Origin of the sequence: Ochrobactrum sp. XJ1 (genome assembly GCF_024701725.1) — a bacterium.
Lineage (GTDB): Bacteria > Pseudomonadota > Alphaproteobacteria > Rhizobiales > Rhizobiaceae > Brucella > Brucella anthropi.
Window position 1 is genome coordinate 141902 of the sequence record NZ_VDGD01000012.1, and the last position, 17145, is coordinate 159046.

Below are 17145 nucleotides of genomic sequence, written 5' to 3' on the forward strand. Positions count from 1 at the left end.
ATACTTGGATTCAATGTCGAAAGGCAAACAAGGAGAATAATTATGAATAGCGGACTTGAAGATGTGATTGCTGCTGAAACCGTGTTGTCTGACGTCGATGGGCTTGCAGGCAGGCTGGTTATTCGCGGTCGGTCGCTGGACGATCTGGTCCCGCATAGCAGCGTCGAAGATGGAATAGAACTTCTGTGGGGCGGCTTTTTCAATGACCTTCCCAAAGGGGAAGAGCTTCAAAAAGCGCTCGGTGAAGCGCGCGTACAGGTATTTCATCATACGGATGCGCTTGACGATACATTGATGGAAATGTCTCCCATCGAAGCGCTTCGCGCATTGATGGCGCGCATCCCTGACGACGATGATCTGACCGCAGCCTTACACCTGATGGCGGCACCGGCAGTCTTTACGACGGCCATTCTGAGGGGCCAGAAGGGGCGCCGTCCCATACATCCTGATCCGACGCTTCCCCATAGCGCTGACATCCTTCGTATGATGAATGCGGGAATGCCGGATGAAGCAGAAGTTGCGGGGCTGAACACCTATCTTATGACGGTTTCCGACCATGGATTGAACGCATCGACTTTTGCTGCGCGTGTCGTGGCATCGACACGAGCCGGATTGACCTCATCGCTGCTTGCCGCAATCAGCGCATTGAAAGGACCGCTGCATGGTGGTGCACCCGGACCGGTCCTCGATATGCTGGATGCAATCGGTAGACCCGACAACGCTGAGCGTTGGCTTGAATCTGCTGTTGCCGATGGAGACAGGCTGATGGGGTTTGGTCACAGGGTCTATCGTGTACGCGATCCTCGTGCCGATGCCTTGAAAGGTGCATTGAAGCACATCGAAGCCCTAGAACAAGGGCGTGGAAAACACCGCGTTGAATTGGCCGAGGCCGTTGAAAAAGCCGCTATCGCAGTTCTAAAGCGCCACAAGCCGGACCGTTCCCTCGAAACCAATGTCGAGTTCTATACTGCTTTGTTGTTGGAACAACTGGGGTTCCCGCGTGAGGCTTTCACTTGCGTTTTCGCTATGGGGCGAACCATGGGCTGGATAGCGCATTGTCGTGAACAGGTGGCGGCAAACAAGCTCATTCGTCCGCAGTCGCGATATGTCGGCCCAACTGTGGGACTTGTCGCCTAAAGTGGACACAACAGGAGGCGCGGACGCCACCTTCCGCGCCTCAAAGCCGACCGTCATATGTCTGTGACATGAATCGGGTTTTCTGCGCTCAGATCAGGTTGCCATTGAAAGGGACAACCACATGAGCACCGACGCTCCGCAGCCCAGAAAACTCCGAACCCTCTTTATCTCGGATGTGCATCTCGGTTCCAAGGCCGCACAGGCGGAACTGCTTCTGGATTTTCTTCGCTATCATGAAGCCGAGACGATCTATCTTGTCGGCGATATTGTCGATGGGTGGCGCCTGCGGCGCAATTGGCATTGGCCGCAAGAGCATAATGACGTAGTCCAGAAGCTGCTTCGCAAGAGCCGCAAGGGCGCCAACATCATCTACATTGCCGGTAATCACGATGAGTTCCTGCGCAATTTTCAGGGAACGCATTTTGGCGGCATCGAAGTGATGAACCGCGCGATCCATGAGACGGCAGACGGTCGCAAGTTTCTGGTAATCCATGGTGATCAGTTCGATGTGGTTGTACGCAATGCCCGCTTTATCGCCTATCTGGGCGATTGGGCATATGACACAGCGATCTGGATAAATACGGTTATGAGCCGGGTTCGCTCGCTTTTCGGCCTGCGCTACTGGTCATTTTCAGCCTGGGCGAAGTTTCGCGTCAAAAAGGCGGTCAATTTCATTGGTCAGTTCGAGAGCGTGGTTTCGGAAGAAGCGCAGCGTATCGGGGTTGATGGTGTTATCTGCGGCCATATTCATCACGCCACGATCGAGAGCATGAATGGCGTGGAATACATCAATACGGGCGATTGGGTGGAAAGCTGCACGGCCGTGATTGAACATTTCGATGGCCGTATGGAGCTCATCGAATGGACGGAACGCCGTGATCGCCGCCCGACGACAGGTATTGTCAATTCCGACAGTGAAGAGCGTGACGAGGATAGGGTAATCCAGCTCCCACTTCCCGTCCGCGAACTGGCGACCTTCCGCTGATGAAGAAAATTGTCATCGTTACCGACGCCTGGCATCCTCAAGTCAACGGCGTCGTGCGCACGCTGACCAAATGTCGTGATCTGATGATTGAGCGCGGATACGACGTCACCGTCATATCTCCGCTGGATTATCGGTCGGTCCCCTGTCCGACCTATCCGGAAATCCGGCTCGCCTTGACGACGCCAGGTGCGCTTAGGCGACGTCTGAAGGTCATGCGACCGGACTATGTGCACATTGCAACCGAGGGTCCACTCGGGTTTATGGCACGGCGCGCCTGCCTGAAAATGGGCTGGTCCTTCACGACAAGCTTTCACACGCGGTTTCCCGAATATCTCGCGGAACGCTTTCCTGTCCCGCCACAATGGACCTATGCTTTCCTGCGACGTTTCCATAATGCGGCCCAGCATACGCTGGTACCGACCCAATCTATTGTGGATGATCTGAAGGGGCGAGGTTTTACGCGGCTGGACCTCTGGACGCGCGGTGTCGATCGCAATCTGTTTTATCCTCGGCCGGAAGTGGTCAAGGACTTGCCACGTCCGGTGTTCATTTGTGTGGGACGCGTCGCCACGGAAAAGAACCTGCCAGCGTTTCTGGAGCTTGATCTTCCCGGCACAAAGTTGATCGTCGGGGATGGTCCTTCCCTCAACGATCTGCGTGCGCGTTTCCCGGAGGTTGTGTTTGTCGGGAAGCAGGAAGGTGAAACGCTGGCAAACACCTATGCCGCAGCCGACGTGTTTGTCTTCCCAAGCCGGACAGATACGTTTGGTCTCGTCTTGCTGGAAGCGATTGCCTCCGGCTTGCCGGTGGCGGCCTATCCCGTTCCCGGATCACGGGATGTCGTGGGGGCAACCGGGGCAGGCGTTCTCTCCGAAGATCTTGGGAAGGCGTGTCTGTCAGCCCTGCAAATGGAGCCGTTTGAGCCCGCACAGGTGCTCAGGCAGTTCACCTGGGACGCTTGTGCGGACATTTTCGAAGATGCTCTCGCTCCGATAAGCGGAACCGCGAGCGAGAGTTATCAACGTGCAAGTCAGCCCCAAACGGCGGCTTCCGGCGGGTAAACCAGAGCCCCATCATAGCGCAAGCCTGGGTCACGATCATGGGCGAGGAGTAGCGGGCCATCAAGGTCAACCACATTGGCTTTCTGGGCGAGCAGAACAGCTGGCGCCATGCCGAGCGATGTGCCGACCATACAGCCGACCATGATCTGAAGACCGTAGTTGATTGCCTTGTCTCGCATGATGAGACCTTCAGTCAGTCCACCTGCTTTGTCGAGCTTGATGTTCACCGCGTCGTAGCGCTTGGCCAGTTCCTCAAGTCCGACCGACGTATGAACGCTTTCATCGGCACAGATAATGACAGGCCGTTCAATTTCACTGAGAATCTGATCGTTATCCGCTGGTAAGGGCTGTTCGATAAGAACGACGCCTGCGTCGGCTGCTGCGCGCATGTTCTCGGCAATATTGTCGGCCGTCCAACCTTCGTTCGCATCGATAATGATGCGACTGTTCGGAGCCGCAGTCGTGACCGCTTGTATCTTCTCGATATCGTTTTCACCACCCATTTTGGCCTTGATGAGAGGATAGTGAGCGACCTTGGCTGCCGACTCTGCCATTTCGGCGGGTGTGCCGAGCGAAACGGTGATTGCGGTTTCAAGTGGTCGGGTTGGCGTACCGAGCATATCGGCGACGCTTCTGCCTGATGCCTTTGCCTCGAGATCCCATAAGGCACAATCGACCGCATTGCGAGCAGCGCCGGCTGGCATCAAAGTCTGGATATCCTGTCGTGTGGCGCCACTTTCGATAGCTGTACGGGCGGCTTCAATCTGGGCACTCACGCTCTCAATGCTTTCGCCATAACGCGCATAAGGAACGCATTCGCCGCGCCCTTGATTGAGACCGTTGCCAATCACACACACAACGACAACGGCTTCCGTCTTGGAACCTCTGGAGATTGTGAATTTTCCGGCGATGGGATAGCGTTCGACAATGATATTCAAGGTATTGTGCATAGAGATGCCCTCTGGGACGCAGTATTTCGGTCGTTCAACGACTCGTATATGAGGTAGGCCATGTTGACCGACACTGCCGACAAAGCAAGAGCCACCAATAATCCTGCGCCGAAGATTGATCTGACGGAGCAGGACGGTGCGCGCCATATCAGGTTGAGCGGTCGCTGGGTCTCGCAGAGCGTCAATCTTGTCGATGACAAGATGCGCAGTCTTGAGAAAACGGACGAACACAAAGCAACGATAATCGATGTTTCTGGCGTATCCGGTCTCGATACGGCAGGTGCCTGGCTGATTGAACGCTTGCGGCAGCGGCTCGTTGCAAAGAGTGCCGACGCCCAGCTTGAAGGCGTGCGTCAATCCTGGCTCCCTCTGATGGAGGAAGTGGGGCAGGCTGTCGAACGTACTCTGGATATTCCACGTCAGAAGAAGCCGTTCTTTTTCATCTCGTTTCTGGCCGCGCTTGGCGGTGGCGTTATCTCTATGGGTAACGACTTCAAGATGGCGATGCATATCCTGGGCGCCACCATCCGCGGGGCCCAGCTGAAATACGGTCGAGGAAGCGGTATTCCAATCGCTGCCATCGTTACGCAGATGGACCGCATGGGCGTCGGTGCGATTCCCATTATCATCCTGATGTCGACGATCGTTGGTGCGATCATCGCCCAGCAGGGCGCATTTCAGTTGCGCTATTTCGGTGCAGAAATCTTTGTCGTCGATCTGGTTGGCATTCTGGTGCTGCGTGAACTCGGGGTGCTTCTGACAGCTATCATGATCGCCGGTCGTTCAGGCAGTGCGATCACAGCTGAAATCGGCTCCATGAAAATGCGCGAGGAGACGGATGCTCTGACGGTTATCGGCCTCAATCCGGTCGGCGTTCTGGTTTTTCCCCGTCTCGTTGCGCTGGTCGTAGTCCTGCCATTGCTCACCATCATTTCCGACCTGGCTGCATTGATCGGGGCAGGCGGGGTCGCTTGGTTCTACTCCAATATTTCGCCCGATGCTTTCATCAGCCGCCTGCATGACGCAGTGGCGCTTAATACTTATTTCGCCGGTCTTATCAAGGCACCGTTTATGGCCATGATCATCGGGATTCTCGCCTCGGTAGAAGGTATGAAGGTCGGTGGCAGTGCAGAATCACTTGGCCGTCGTGTTACTGCTTCCGTTGTGAAAGCAATTTTTGTGGTTATTGTCGTGGATGGTTTGTTTGCGATGTTCTATGCGGCCATTAATTTTTAGAAACTGCTTATGTTATTTGTTTTTAATGGGTTCTTTGAGACACAGTTGCACAGAAAATTGACCCCTCAATCGTGTTCAACGGTTCAGTCCGAAGCCAAGCTCGGTTAAAGAATGGTTATGGAGAACGGCATCGACTACCGGTCGCAACTGCAGGACGAAGACAATCGCCAGACGACCGCGCCGATGATCTCGGTGCGCGACGTGACGGTTTCGTTCGGGCGTCAGACGGTGCTCGACAAGCTGTCGCTTGAGATTTACCAGGGCGAGGTTCTGGGCTTCATCGGTCCTTCGGGGGCGGGAAAATCAGTGCTAATGCGGACCATTCTCGGTCTCAACAAGAAACAGTCGGGTGAAATCGAGATTCTCGGTCGCAACATCGATCAGCTGAATGAGATGGAAAAAATGTCCATCGACATGCGTATGGGCGTCTTGTTTCAGCACGGAGCGCTATTTTCGGCGCTGAATGTTCTTGAAAATATTCAGGTTCCGATGCGCGAGTATCTTGATCTGTCGCCGAAGCTGATGGACGAGCTGGCGCGACTGAAAATCGACCTTGTCGGTTTGAAGCCTGACACGGCAGAAAAGTTTCCGTCCGAACTTTCCGGCGGCATGATCAAGCGTGCTGCGCTTGCACGTGCTCTGGCTCTAGATCCGGATATTCTGTTCCTTGACGAACCGACATCGGGTCTTGATCCCATTGGCGCTGCAGAGTTTGACGACCTGATTGCCAATCTTCGAGATACGATGGGTCTGACCGTCTATATGGTCACTCATGATCTCGATAGTCTTTTTGCAATTTGCGACCGGATTGCCGTTCTTGGAAACAAGAAGGTACTCGTCAGCGGCACCATTGAAGACATGCTAACGGTAGACGATCCGTGGGTTAAATCCTATTTTCGGGGCAAGCGTGCGCGCCAGATTGATCCATCGGCGCCAACGAGACGGCGGCCCGGCAGCCGCTTGCAGACTGGATAAGATATGGAAACTAAAGCCAATTATGTACTGGTGGGTGTCTTTACGCTGATCGTCAGCCTGTTGGCTTTCGCGTTTGTGTTCTGGATCGCCCGTTTTGGGGAAGCACGCGATTCTCTGGAGCTTGATGTTCGCATCCCGGGTTCCGTGACTGGCCTTTCGATCGGGAGTCAGGTTCTATTCAACGGTATCAAAGTTGGCGATGTTCGGGCGCTGCGTCTTGATCCGTCCAATCCAGAAATGGTGATCGTCAAAACTCGCGTCAACGCGACAACACCTATTACCCGCTCAACTGCAGCAACCCTCGGTTTTCAGGGACTGACCGGGCAGGCTTATATTGAACTGAAGGGCGGTCGTCTTGATGAACCCAATCTTCTGACCGAGGCTGCAAACGTAGATTCTGTTGCGCGTATTGATGCCGATCCGTCCTCAATCAACAATCTTCTTGCTACCGCACAGGATATTGCTGCACGAGCCAATGCCGTGCTTGGTCAGTTGGAGGGTTTCGTAAAGGATGCTCGTGGACCGCTGACGGATACAATCAACAACACGAAGACTTTCACCGACGCACTGGCACAGAACGCCAACATTATTCAGGAACTTGGTGAGAACACCGGAAACATCAACCAGATCGTCACTGACGCCAAGGATATGATGGCTCGCTTGAACGCTGCTTCTGTGCGTGTTGACGCCATTCTGGCGAAGACCGACAAGCTCCTGTCGAGCGACGACAAGGATGGGGTTGTTGCACAGGCTAAGGCAACGCTGGAATCCATCCGCCAGACATCCGACAATCTCGACAAGCGGATGGGGCCGATTGCGGACAATCTCCAGCGTTTTTCGGGACAGGGATTGCGTGATGTGCAATCCGTCGTGGTGGATAGCCGCCGCTCCATTCAGCGGATAGAACAGGCAATTACCGATCTCGAGCGTAACCCTCAGCGCCTTATCTTTGGCGGTAAAGGGAATGTACCTCAGTATGACGGGAGGACGCGTCATTGATTTCCAAAGCTAGCCTTGTTGACATGAAATCACGTCGCACTCTTTGTCGTACAACTTCAATATCTGTTCTGCTCAGCATACTTCTTGCTGGCTGCGGGACGACAACGCCGCTCGACACGTTCAATCTGTCTGCACCGCAGCCGGGTGTTTCTTCGCCAAGCCGCAAGAACACGCAGTTGCTGGTTCCGACGCCAACAGCCCTTAAGGCGCTCGATAGCGAGAATATCGTTGTCAGCTCAGCGCCCGGTTCCATCGAATATCTGAAGGGTGCTCAATGGGGCGACAGGCTGACGAACATTGTGCAATCACGTCTGGTGCAGGCCTATGAGAATACAGGTGTGTTCGGCGGGATTGGCCGCCCAGGAGACGGGCTGGCAATCAACTATCAGATTCTGACCGATCTGCGCATGTTCGGCATTCAGGCCTATGCATCGCCTAAGCTCGCAGTGGTCGAACTGGCTGTCAAACTGATGAATGACAAGAATGGCGAGGTTCGGGCCACCCGCGTGTTCCGTACGGCCATTCCGGTAAGCGGTGCGACGAATGCGGCCTATGTGAAGGCACTCGACGCGGCTTTTGAACGGACTGCTAGTGAGATTGTTAGCTGGACAGTGACAGCGCTCTAACCGTTTTTTTAAAGCACATATTGTCTGAAAACCGTTTCACACTTTTCGAGATGCACTCCAACCGAGGCAAGGTGGAACAATAAAAAAGGTCGGCGTGTTGCGCCGACCTTTTTTATTGAACGGAACCAGCCGGTTTAATCCGAGCCAGACAAACAAAAACGCGGCCCGAAGGCCGCGTTTCCTTTTAGTTCTGGTCTTAGCGAAGGCGACCGCTTGCGTGGGCAAGCATGGTGTAGACCTTGCCAGTGTCCGAGGTGAGGTAAGTCCGCGTCACCATGTTGTCACGGTCGTTGCGGGCTACATCTTCAAGCAGACGCTGGAAGTCGTCCATGTAGCGGTCGACGGCGCGGCGGAATTCACCATCCGTCTGATACTTGCGCTTGATATCATCAAAAGTCTGCTGACCCTTCAGCGTGTAGAGACGGCGAGTAAAGACGTTTCGTTCACCGCGACGATAACGGTCCCAAAGCTCCACCGAAGCTTCGTGGTCGATAGCGCGGGCAATGTCCACCGAAAGCGAGTTCAGCGATTCAACGACATGGCTTGGTGAACGAGGCGTTGCGACCGGCTGTACTTTCGGCTGCGCGGCTTCTTCTTCCTCGCGGGAAGCACGGGCCAGGAGATCAGACACCCATCCACGCGGCTTTTCTGCCTGTGCGGCTGCCGGTGCAGGCTGAGCCTTCGGCGCTTCGTAGGCGCGCTGGCGAATTGCAACATCTGCCTGTACCACCGGTGCCTGAACAGGGGCTGGACGAGCTGCTGCCGGTGCCGGACGCGAAACCGGGCGATCAGCACGGCTTTCGCCGACATCTACCAGACGACCAGACTTATTGACGATTTCGGCCAGTTCCTTGAGCGCATTGATCTGCTCGCTCACGGCTTTGCGCATAGCGGTCGTTGTTTCCTTGGCCTCGGCAGGCATGTCGAGAACGCCACGCTTCAGTTCGCCACGGGTCGTGTTGAGCTCGTTTCGAATTTCGCTTGCAGTGCGGCGAATATCGTCGGTTGCTGAAGAGAACTTCTGTGCTGCCTGTTCAACGATTTCCGAAACGCTTTCCCGCATCTTCTCGGCAGACGAACGGGTCTGGCCTTCGGCGCGCTGGAATGCGGAGGTCACCAGCCCTTCGAAGGACTGCATCAGCTTTTCCACGCCTTCCGACTTCTCGACGAGACCGGATGCCAGTTTGTCGAGCGCCTGATGGCGATCTTCAAGCGTGCTGACAAGGCCGTTCTGGGCCGTGTTGATCATGTCGGAAGCCGAAGAGAGAACCTTTCCGTGCTCTTCGAAACGGTCGGCGATGTCTGCGATCTGCGACAGCGTGCTGTCGGAGATAGCGCGCAGCGTACCGATATTGCCGTCAATCAGGCCCGTGGAGGCCTGGAACATCTGCGCTGCACGGTTGGTGTTCTCAACGAAGCTCGACGTCGTGTCGACAAGGCGACCATCGATATCGGTGAGATTGCGCGTTGCAGTGTCGATCAACTTGCCCAGTTCGCCGTTGGAGGCTGCAAGACGATCGATCAGTTCGCTGACATTGTCGGAAAGACCGGTCTTGGCCTGCTGAACAGCGGCAATTGTTTCCGCTGTGCGGCTTGCAAGCGCATTGACCAGAGCGGCGTTTTCCGAACGAAGCCTATCTGTTGCGGCATGGGTTGCTTCTTCAAGCTGCTGCGCCAGTCCACGACCGCTATCAGCAAGCCGCTGTACAAGCGGTTCTGCAGTATCGTTGAGGATCTTGGTGATTTCCTGCGAACGGGCAGCGAGAACGGCATTGAGCTCACGAGTACGTTCTTCCAGCGTCACCGCAGTCGTGTCGGTTACCTGTGCAATACGAGCCTCGACGGAGCCGAGTTCCATCGTGATGCGCGAGCCGATATCACCGAGACGGGTTGCAATCGCGTCAGCACGCTCAGCGAGGCGCGTTTCGGTACCAGCGAGATTGTCGGCAACGCTGGCCGAGAAGGACTCGCTATGGCCTGCAAGCGTTTCACTCGTCTTGGAAGCCGTATCGGCAATCCGCGCTTCAATCGAGCTAAGTTCGCCGGTGAGGCGGCTTTCGATTGCTTCAAGACCGCTGGCAATAGCGCTGGCGCGTTCATTGAGGCGCGTTTCGGTGCCAGCAAGGTTGTCGGCGACGCTTGCAGCGAAGGCTTCGCTGTGACCAGCAAGCGTTTCGCTGGTTCTGCTTGCCGTGTTGGCGATGCGTGCTTCGATTGAGCCAAGCTCGCCGGTAAGGCGGTTTTCGATCTCACCAAGGCGGCCGGCAATCGCGTCGGCGCGGTCGCCGAGACGTGCTTCCGTGCCAGACAGATTATCGATCAGGCGAGCGCTGAATGCTTCGCCGAAGCCGTCCAGAGCTTCACCAGCCTTGGCTGCTTCAGCCGAAAGCGTGCTCGCGGCTTCGCCGATCTTCTCGCGCAGCGTGCCAGCAACGATGCCAGCGCTCTGTTCGAGTGCACGGCGGACATTGTCGACGCCGATGGTGAGTGCCTTTTCCATCGTCTGTGTGCGTTCTTCGATAATGCCGGTCTGGCCTTCGAATGCGCGGCTGATGGTCGAACTGCTGTCGGCAATTGCGTTGTGAAGGTTGGTCGTGCGCTGTTCCAGGATATCACTGTGATCCTGCAGCGTCTGGCTCAGCGATGTCGTGCTCTCACTCAGGGTCGAGCGGATTTCGGCAGCACGCGTTTCAATTGTGCGCTCGTGACCGTCCAGAATGCCGGAGAGGGCATTGTTGTGATCGTTCAGGACGTTATGAAGGCCGCTCGTGCGCTCTTCGACCTGACGAACATGTTCGCCCAAGGCGGCAACAAATGCATCGCGACCGGCACCAATGGAATCAGTCATGCTGCTTGCACGTTCATCGAGAATGCGTGCGAGCGTGTTCTGATTATCAGTGATGAGCGCCTGTAGCGAATTTACGCGCTCATCGAAAGTGCGAGCGAGAACCTCACGGTTTTCGTTGAAGTTATCGCGCATTGCGGCGGCACGCTCATCCATCAGTTGAGCAAGCATGGCTTGATTGCCCGCAATGACACCATGAAGCGTGGTGGCGCGCTCTTCCAGCGAACGAGCGTGGTCTGCAAAGCTTGCATCAAGCAGTGCGGAATGGCTTGCCATCGTCTCGCGCAATGCGTTGGTCCGCTCTTCCAGAATTGCCGCATGACTATCGGCAACGGTGTTGAGGGCAGATGCGCTGACGTTAACGGCATTCTCGATATCGCTCGTGCGTGCAGCAAGCGTATCGGCATGACCGCGGATGACGGAGGAAACGCGTTCCGTTTCGCCTTCCAGCGAAGCAGCCAGAACATCACGGCTTTCGGCAAGCTTGCCTGCAAAGGCATCGGCCTTTTCGCCAAGAATATTGCCGACGCTTTCGCCGATAGACGTCAGATCTTCGCCGATCTTTGTCTTGGTTTCGTCGATCATCGTGCTCAGAGACGTGCGACCGCTGGAGAAGGTCTCTGCGATTTCACGAGTACGAGCGATGAGGTTTTCGTTGATCTGGCGCGAACGGGTTTCGAGAGCTGCATTGAGCTTCTCAGTGCTGCTGTCGAGAGCATGCGCACGGGCTTCGAATTCGGACAGAAGCGACCGGCCACGCTCGGAAAGGGTGCTTTCGAGGTTGGCAAGACGGGTGTCGAATTCGCTGACCATGGATTGCGTTGCACCGCCAAGCAGATTGGCAATACCGGTCGTGCGTTCGTCCAGAGCTTCCGTCAGGCGGTCCGATACAGTGCGCGACTGTTCATCAAGCGTTGCAATGCGCGTATCGAGCAGGTTTGCAAAAGCTTCGCCCGAAGTCGTGATGCGGGAGCCGATGTCACCGGTGCGGGTTTCAATGGCCTCGGCAATAGCGCCGCCGCTTTCGTTGATGCTGCCGATCAGGCGTTCACCGGATTCGCCGAGCAGGGTGCTCAGCTGCTGCGAGGCAGACAGAACATTGTCGCGAATGATGTTGGACGCGCTGGAAAGTTCTTCCTTAAGCTGCTCATGCGCGCCGGAGATCGATGAACGTACCCGTTCGGCATGGCTGACAACAGCTTCACGCTCATTGCCCAGATCGCTGACGAGCGAACGAATGCGAACTTCATTGTCGCTATAAGCACGCTCAAGCTGATTGACTTCGGACTGAACGAGCGTTTCCAGCTCGACGGCACGAGCCAAGGTGCGTTCGATGCCTTCGTTCATGGCGGCGACTTCGCGGCGCACTGCCTGTCCGAGGGTAGAAACGCGATCACCGGATACGGCTTCCGGCTGGAGCAGGCGCATCGCAGCTTCCGACATGCTGCGTGCTGCCGTATGCATTTCCTGCGCGCGCTTTACGAGTTGCGCGAAGCCCCAGAACATGGCTACCGGCAATGCTACACCCGCAACGACGCCGAGGCCGGCGGGCGAGGTGAAGAAGTCCTTGGTAGCTTGCAGGGTCGAAAAGACATCAGGATTGATGGCTTTGCTCAGGGCGACGCCGCCAGCGGCCCAGAGCACGCTGATTGCAGTTGTCGTCCAGAAAAGCTTAGAGGAGGTTTCCGTCGCACGGCGTGGAGCGGCGATAATCGCTTTTTCACTGCGGGAATCGTCATTGGCCGGCATGAAGGTAGGGGATGCAACGGTGGCGGCGGTTGCAACAGGTGCAGCGGAAACAGGCTTGCTGACAACAGGTTCGGGCGCGGGCGTTGCGACCTTCGAGGTGTTGGCAGGCTTGTGCTGAACGTTGGCCGTACCTTGCGAAACTGGTCCGGCAGCTTTCACAACCGGCGGGACCGGCGGCGCTGCAGGCGTTGCAATCACCGAGGCAGTGGTGATGGTGGCCACTTTTGCAGCAGTTTCCACAGGGGAAACGGCAACGGGCTCTACCGTCTTGGTCTTCTGCTCAGCAACAAGTTCTTCAGCCGCGCGCGAAATCTGCTCTTCCAGATCATCGACGGAGAAGCCTTCATCGAACGCACTCAAGTCCATGTCGATATCAAGATCGTCACCGAAATCGATATCAAGTGCCTGTTCCAGCGCCTTTTCAACCTCAAGGTCGAGCTTCTGTGCCTTGGATTTGGAAGCCATTGTTTGCCTACCTCGTACTCATTACTGCGACGGCCGGACCATAAAAAGGCCGTTACAAAACTTTCTCCGCCATTTTGCATCGTATCGGCTCGGGCTTGTTAAGGAAATAGGCCTCTTATGCCGATACCTAAAACTTTAAATACAAGGTTAACAGAAACCGGCTCAATTCATGAAAATTCGACATTTCCGGGCTTTCCGCATTTACCAGCAAGTTGTGGAAATCGATCCGGACCGTTTCCTTCATCTAGGAAGGCTCTACGAGTTTATTAACAAAAATACCCGTAAAGAGTGTCTGGATGGCTGAATTTCATTTCATGATTGCATCCACTGGAGCGCTGGATTCCGTCCCTCAATTCACATCATATGATGCAGTTTCCGCAGACGGCAAGGAAGAGTTTTCGGGTTTTGGGCCCAACTGTCGGGTTTATCAGGCAGGGAAACTCGTCGTCGATGCACGGCATATTGGCGCAGTTGTAGGCGCAAGCGCGGTCAAGGTTGAAACTAATTGCAGAACGCCGTATCTGCCATTCCGAGTTTATTTGCGTCTCCCTGCCAAGGCAGTGACGGGCGCTCAGGATGAAGATCGCGCGAAACTTGCGTGTTTCAAGGAATAAAAATGACGAAGATCGTATTCGTATCAGCTGATGGCGCGACACGGACCGAAGTCGAAGCCGACAACGGGTCAAGCGTGATGGAAGCTGCCATTCGCAATGGCATTCCGGGCATTGATGCGGAATGTGGCGGTGCTTGCGCCTGTGCAACCTGCCATGTCTATGTTGATGAAGACTGGACGGACACTGTCGGCGGACCTGACGCGATGGAAGAGGACATGCTGGACTTCGCTTATGAAGTTCGTCCTACTTCACGCCTCTCGTGTCAGATCCGGGTTTCTGACGATATTGACGGCCTTGTCGTGCAGGTGCCCGAACGCCAGAATTAAGTTTTGAAAGAGATGGTGATGTGATGGGCGCCGAACCGCAGAATGATATTGTCATTATCGGCTGCGGGCCTGTTGCACTCTTTTCCGTTTTTCAGCTTGGGCTGTTCGGTTTCAGGTGCCATCTCATTGATGCCAGTGATCGGCCCGGTGGTCAATGTACGGCACTCTATGCCGACAAGCCGATTTACGACGTGCCCGGGTTTCCTGAAATCATGGGTGAGGAGCTTGTCGAAAGGCTTCTCAAGCAGATCGCGCCATATAATCCTGTTTTTCATTTCAACAAGATCGCGGTCAGCATCGCGGTCGATGATGACCGCGTGGCTGTTGACACTAGCAATGGCGACAAGCTTGAAGCACGGACAGCGGTGATTGCATCCGGTCTTGGTGCTTTCGGTCTCGATGGACAGGTTATCCGTCCCGACCCTCTGGCCGAAGTTTCCTTAATCAAGACGGGCAACATGCTGGCTGTTAGTCCCGAGACCTTCAGAACTTCAAGTCCGAAGGTCTACGCTATCGGCGATGCTTGCCACTATCCGGGCAAGCTGAAACTTATCCTGTCAGGCTTCCATGAAGCAGCATTGATGACGCAGGCTATACGCCGCGAATTGAGATAGTTCGGCACTACTGTTATTTGGAAGCCTGCTGGGCGCGCTCCATGCGATAAGTCAGCAAGCGTGCAAAGCGGTTTTCGAAATTGATCGTCTCAACCCGGTCAAACCGTTGTTGCTCCTTATCATGCGCTTCCATAAGGCGTGCAGTCACTTTGTCGATGTCAGCGCGAAGCACAGAGCAATCCGTGCGGGTGCGCAGTCCGCGTATTTCCCGTTCCATCTGGCTTGCAAAGCTGCGGGCAATGACGATGTGGCTCTCTTCGTGGCGGCGAATATCCTGCAACAGGGTATCCCAGATCAGCGCCAGTTCCGGCGTGGCCTTGCGGCGCTGTTTCCAGCGGGGCAGGGAGACCTTTGCGTGAACGTTTACATAAACGTCCTGCACCTTGCAGGCTTTCCCGGGCGCGCGACCATAACGTACCTTCGCATCGAAACGGATTTCAGCGGCACCGGGATGATGCTGACCAGTCTTCTTGAGGAAGGGTCCATTGCGGGAAAGAGCCTTGTCGAGGTCCGCTGCCGTTTTGCCGCTCACGGTATAGTAGCTGAATTCGCGAAAGATCGCGGCGGCTTCCGCCTGGGGAGCTACGATGGCAAGAACTGCACTGAGAGCCAGAACCTTCTTCCTCAAATTCATGTCCTGGCACCTCTTTCTAAAACCAGTAAGAAATTCGCTTTTTATTGCCGCGAGCATGGCATGCAATCGTCAAGAGAACTATAACGCCCTTCACAAAATGACTTCAGGCGAGGTTGGTTGCAACCTCGCCGCAATGAAATGCCCCAGGTAAACAGCCCAAGGAAATGACACAGGAACATTTCGCTATGACGAAAGAATGGCACATTGCTCATGGAAGAAGCCTTCGTCTGGGGGAAAAGTCCGTGATCATGGGCATATTGAATGTCACGCCAGACTCATTTTCCGATGGCGGCCACCACAATGAGCTGGAAAGGGCCGTCGAAGTGGCCGGTCAGATGCTTGCCGATGGAGCGACGATCATTGATGTTGGCGGAGAATCGACCCGGCCCGGAGCTGCTGCGATCGATTCCGAAACGGAGATCACGCGCGTTGTCCCGGTCATCGAAGCGTTGGTGAAAAAATACGATTGCATCATCTCCATCGACACTTACCGCGCAGCAACAGCGCAGGCGGCAGTTAGTGCCGGGGCACATATCGTCAATGATGTCTGGGGGCTACAACGAGAACCAGAAATCGCTCATGTCGCCAAAAGGAGCGGCGCAGGGCTGGTCATCATGCATACCAGCAGGGATCGACCCGTTCTTGCTGATGTCATCGAGGACCAGTTCTCGTTCCTGGATGCTTCACTGGATATAGCGAAAAAGGCAGGCATTGAAGAAACCCGCATCGTACTCGATCCCGGTTTTGGTTTCGGCAAGAACAAGGATGAGGATATTGCGCTGCTGGCGAGAGCAGGCGAATTGCAGAAATTCGGATTTCCGTTGCTCGTCGGCACGTCGCGCAAACGCTTTATCGGCGGCATGACGGGCAGGGACAATCCGCTCGACCGCGACATAGGAACTGCGGCAACGTCTGTCGCACTGCGTTTGGCAGGTGCCGACATCTTCCGTGTTCACAATGTCGCTTTTAATAGAGATGCACTTGCCGTTGCAGATGATATCCTGCAATCCAGACGCAGTGAAAATAGAAAGTGAAGCCGTGTACACGATCCGAATGATGAACTGCGCGTTTTTCGCGCATCACGGCGTTTTCGATGAAGAGCACAAGCTCGGTCAGCGTTTTTACGTCGATGCTATCCTTGATGTCGATCCGGGCAATGCGCTGGAGAATGACGATATCGACGGTACTGTGCATTACGGTATCGCCTTTGCTGTCATTGAAGACATTATCACTGGTCGTCAGCGCTATCTGATCGAGACGCTGGCTCTCGACGTGGCCAAGGCAATGACCGCCCGGTTTCCGCAGGTAAAGCGCGCAGAAATTACCGTCCGCAAGCCGAATGCACCTGTTCCGGGCGTATTGGACCATGTTGAAGTGACGGTGGTTTATCCGCAGTGACTACAGGCAGACATTATCGTGCCTGGCTGGGGCTTGGCGGAAACATCGATGATCCTGTCGCTTCGATGGGCAAGGCGTTGCGTATATTGGACGAACGAGCCGACACGGATGTCGTTGCGGTTTCGGTAGTCTATCGCACGCCGCCATGGGGGAAGACGGATCAGGCGTGGTTTCACAATGCCTGTGCAGAGATAGAAACGTCGTTGCAGCCATTGGAGTTGATTGCGACCTGCCTTGATGTGGAGCGTTCTTTGAAGCGTGTCAGGCTTGAAAGATGGGGCCCGCGCATCATCGATATCGACATACTGGCAATGCAGGATGATGCGGGAGAGGCTGTCGTCATGACGGATGCTGCTCTCGAGCTTCCGCATCCGCGTATGCACGAGCGGGCTTTCGTCCTCGTGCCCCTGAACGATATTGCACCGTCTCTCGAGATTGCAGGCAAGGCCGTTGCGGACTGGAATGCCGGGATAGAGCAATCCGGAATAGAAAAAGCCCGCACGGATGCGGGCTGGTGGCGTGAATAGCGTT

16 protein-coding genes are annotated in these 17145 nt (G+C 55.3%); 13 read left to right on the forward strand and 3 right to left on the reverse strand.

Annotated features, from left to right (window positions below):
- Positions 1-42: 42 nt before the first annotated feature.
- The 3 genes from FG152_RS21415 (at position 43) to FG152_RS21425 (ending at position 3183) form a co-directional block, all read left to right on the forward strand.
- Positions 43-1137 (forward strand): citrate synthase/methylcitrate synthase, encoded by a 1095-nt coding sequence (locus tag FG152_RS21415; RefSeq protein ID WP_010660049.1) that lies wholly within the window; start codon positions 43-45, stop codon positions 1135-1137.
- Positions 1138-1258: 121 nt separating this feature from the next.
- Positions 1259-2122: a UDP-2,3-diacylglucosamine diphosphatase gene (locus FG152_RS21420; protein WP_010660050.1), complete on the forward strand. Its 864-nt coding sequence runs from the start codon at positions 1259-1261 to the stop codon at positions 2120-2122.
- On the forward strand, positions 2122-3183 hold the full coding sequence (locus FG152_RS21425) for a glycosyltransferase family 4 protein (protein WP_043061854.1): 1062 nt from the start codon (positions 2122-2124) through the stop codon (positions 3181-3183). The genes FG152_RS21420 and FG152_RS21425 overlap by 1 nt, the downstream gene beginning before the upstream one ends.
- On the opposite strand, the gene dgcA is transcribed toward FG152_RS21425, so the two are convergent.
- Positions 3153-4133, reverse strand: a complete 981-nt coding sequence (dgcA, locus tag FG152_RS21430; RefSeq protein WP_036586714.1) for an N-acetyl-D-Glu racemase DgcA — start codon at positions 4131-4133, stop codon at positions 3153-3155. The genes FG152_RS21425 and dgcA overlap by 31 nt on opposite strands.
- A 60-nt stretch (positions 4134-4193) precedes the next feature.
- Here dgcA and FG152_RS21435 point away from each other — a divergent pair, with 60 nt between their 5' ends.
- The 4 genes from FG152_RS21435 to FG152_RS21450 all read left to right on the forward strand — a co-directional run bounded on the left by FG152_RS21435 (position 4194) and on the right by FG152_RS21450 (position 7969).
- Positions 4194-5369 (forward strand): ABC transporter permease, encoded by a 1176-nt coding sequence (locus FG152_RS21435; protein ID WP_010660053.1) that lies wholly within the window; start codon positions 4194-4196, stop codon positions 5367-5369.
- 111 nt (positions 5370-5480) lie between these two features.
- Positions 5481-6344, forward strand: coding sequence for an ABC transporter ATP-binding protein (locus tag FG152_RS21440; RefSeq protein WP_498988243.1), 864 nt, complete (start codon positions 5481-5483; stop codon positions 6342-6344).
- Between the two features lie 3 nt (positions 6345-6347).
- Positions 6348-7343 carry an MlaD family protein gene (locus FG152_RS21445; RefSeq protein WP_010660055.1) on the forward strand — a complete coding sequence of 332 codons (996 nt, stop codon included), beginning with the start codon at positions 6348-6350 and terminating at the stop codon, positions 7341-7343.
- A gap of 23 nt (positions 7344-7366) precedes the next feature.
- On the forward strand, positions 7367-7969 hold the full coding sequence (locus FG152_RS21450) for an ABC-type transport auxiliary lipoprotein family protein (RefSeq protein WP_010660056.1): 603 nt from the start codon (positions 7367-7369) through the stop codon (positions 7967-7969).
- 196 nt (positions 7970-8165) lie between these two features.
- Here the strand turns inward: FG152_RS21450 and FG152_RS21455 are convergent, their stop codons facing one another.
- A complete protein-coding gene (locus tag FG152_RS21455; protein WP_498988247.1) occupies positions 8166-13028 on the reverse strand; it encodes an apolipoprotein A-IV repeat region-like domain-containing protein in 4863 nt (1620 codons plus the stop codon).
- Positions 13029-13324: 296 nt separating this feature from the next.
- On the opposite strand from FG152_RS21455, the gene FG152_RS21460 reads away from it, so the two are divergent.
- The 3 genes from FG152_RS21460 to FG152_RS21470 are packed head-to-tail and all read left to right on the forward strand — an operon-like array spanning position 13325 to position 14582.
- Complete coding sequence (locus FG152_RS21460; protein ID WP_498988250.1) at positions 13325-13642, forward strand: hypothetical protein; 318 nt, start codon at positions 13325-13327, stop codon at positions 13640-13642.
- Positions 13643-13644: 2 nt separating this feature from the next.
- The gene (locus tag FG152_RS21465; RefSeq protein WP_010660058.1) at positions 13645-13968 is read left to right on the forward strand and encodes a 2Fe-2S iron-sulfur cluster-binding protein; all 324 of its coding nucleotides are present in this window, start codon (positions 13645-13647) and stop codon (positions 13966-13968) included.
- A 23-nt stretch (positions 13969-13991) separates the two neighbouring features.
- Positions 13992-14582: an NAD(P)/FAD-dependent oxidoreductase gene (locus tag FG152_RS21470; protein ID WP_498988252.1), complete on the forward strand. Its 591-nt coding sequence runs from the start codon at positions 13992-13994 to the stop codon at positions 14580-14582.
- 13 nt (positions 14583-14595) lie between these two features.
- Here FG152_RS21470 and FG152_RS21475 read toward each other — a convergent pair whose 3' ends face one another.
- Positions 14596-15216, reverse strand: coding sequence for a DUF922 domain-containing Zn-dependent protease (locus FG152_RS21475; protein WP_012092016.1), 621 nt, complete (start codon positions 15214-15216; stop codon positions 14596-14598).
- A 185-nt stretch (positions 15217-15401) separates the two neighbouring features.
- Between FG152_RS21475 and folP the strand changes: the two genes are divergently transcribed.
- Genes folP through folK form a run of 3 tightly spaced genes read left to right on the forward strand, consistent with a single transcriptional unit; the run spans position 15402 to position 17141 of the window.
- Positions 15402-16250 carry a dihydropteroate synthase gene (gene folP / locus FG152_RS21480; RefSeq protein WP_498988255.1) on the forward strand — a complete coding sequence of 283 codons (849 nt, stop codon included), beginning with the start codon at positions 15402-15404 and terminating at the stop codon, positions 16248-16250.
- A gap of 4 nt (positions 16251-16254) precedes the next feature.
- Positions 16255-16614, forward strand: coding sequence for a dihydroneopterin aldolase (gene folB / locus FG152_RS21485; protein WP_010660062.1), 360 nt, complete (start codon positions 16255-16257; stop codon positions 16612-16614).
- Positions 16611-17141: a 2-amino-4-hydroxy-6-hydroxymethyldihydropteridine diphosphokinase gene (folK, locus tag FG152_RS21490; RefSeq protein ID WP_498988258.1), complete on the forward strand. Its 531-nt coding sequence runs from the start codon at positions 16611-16613 to the stop codon at positions 17139-17141. Before folB ends, folK begins: the two co-directional genes overlap by 4 nt.
- Positions 17142-17145: the final 4 nt, after the last annotated feature.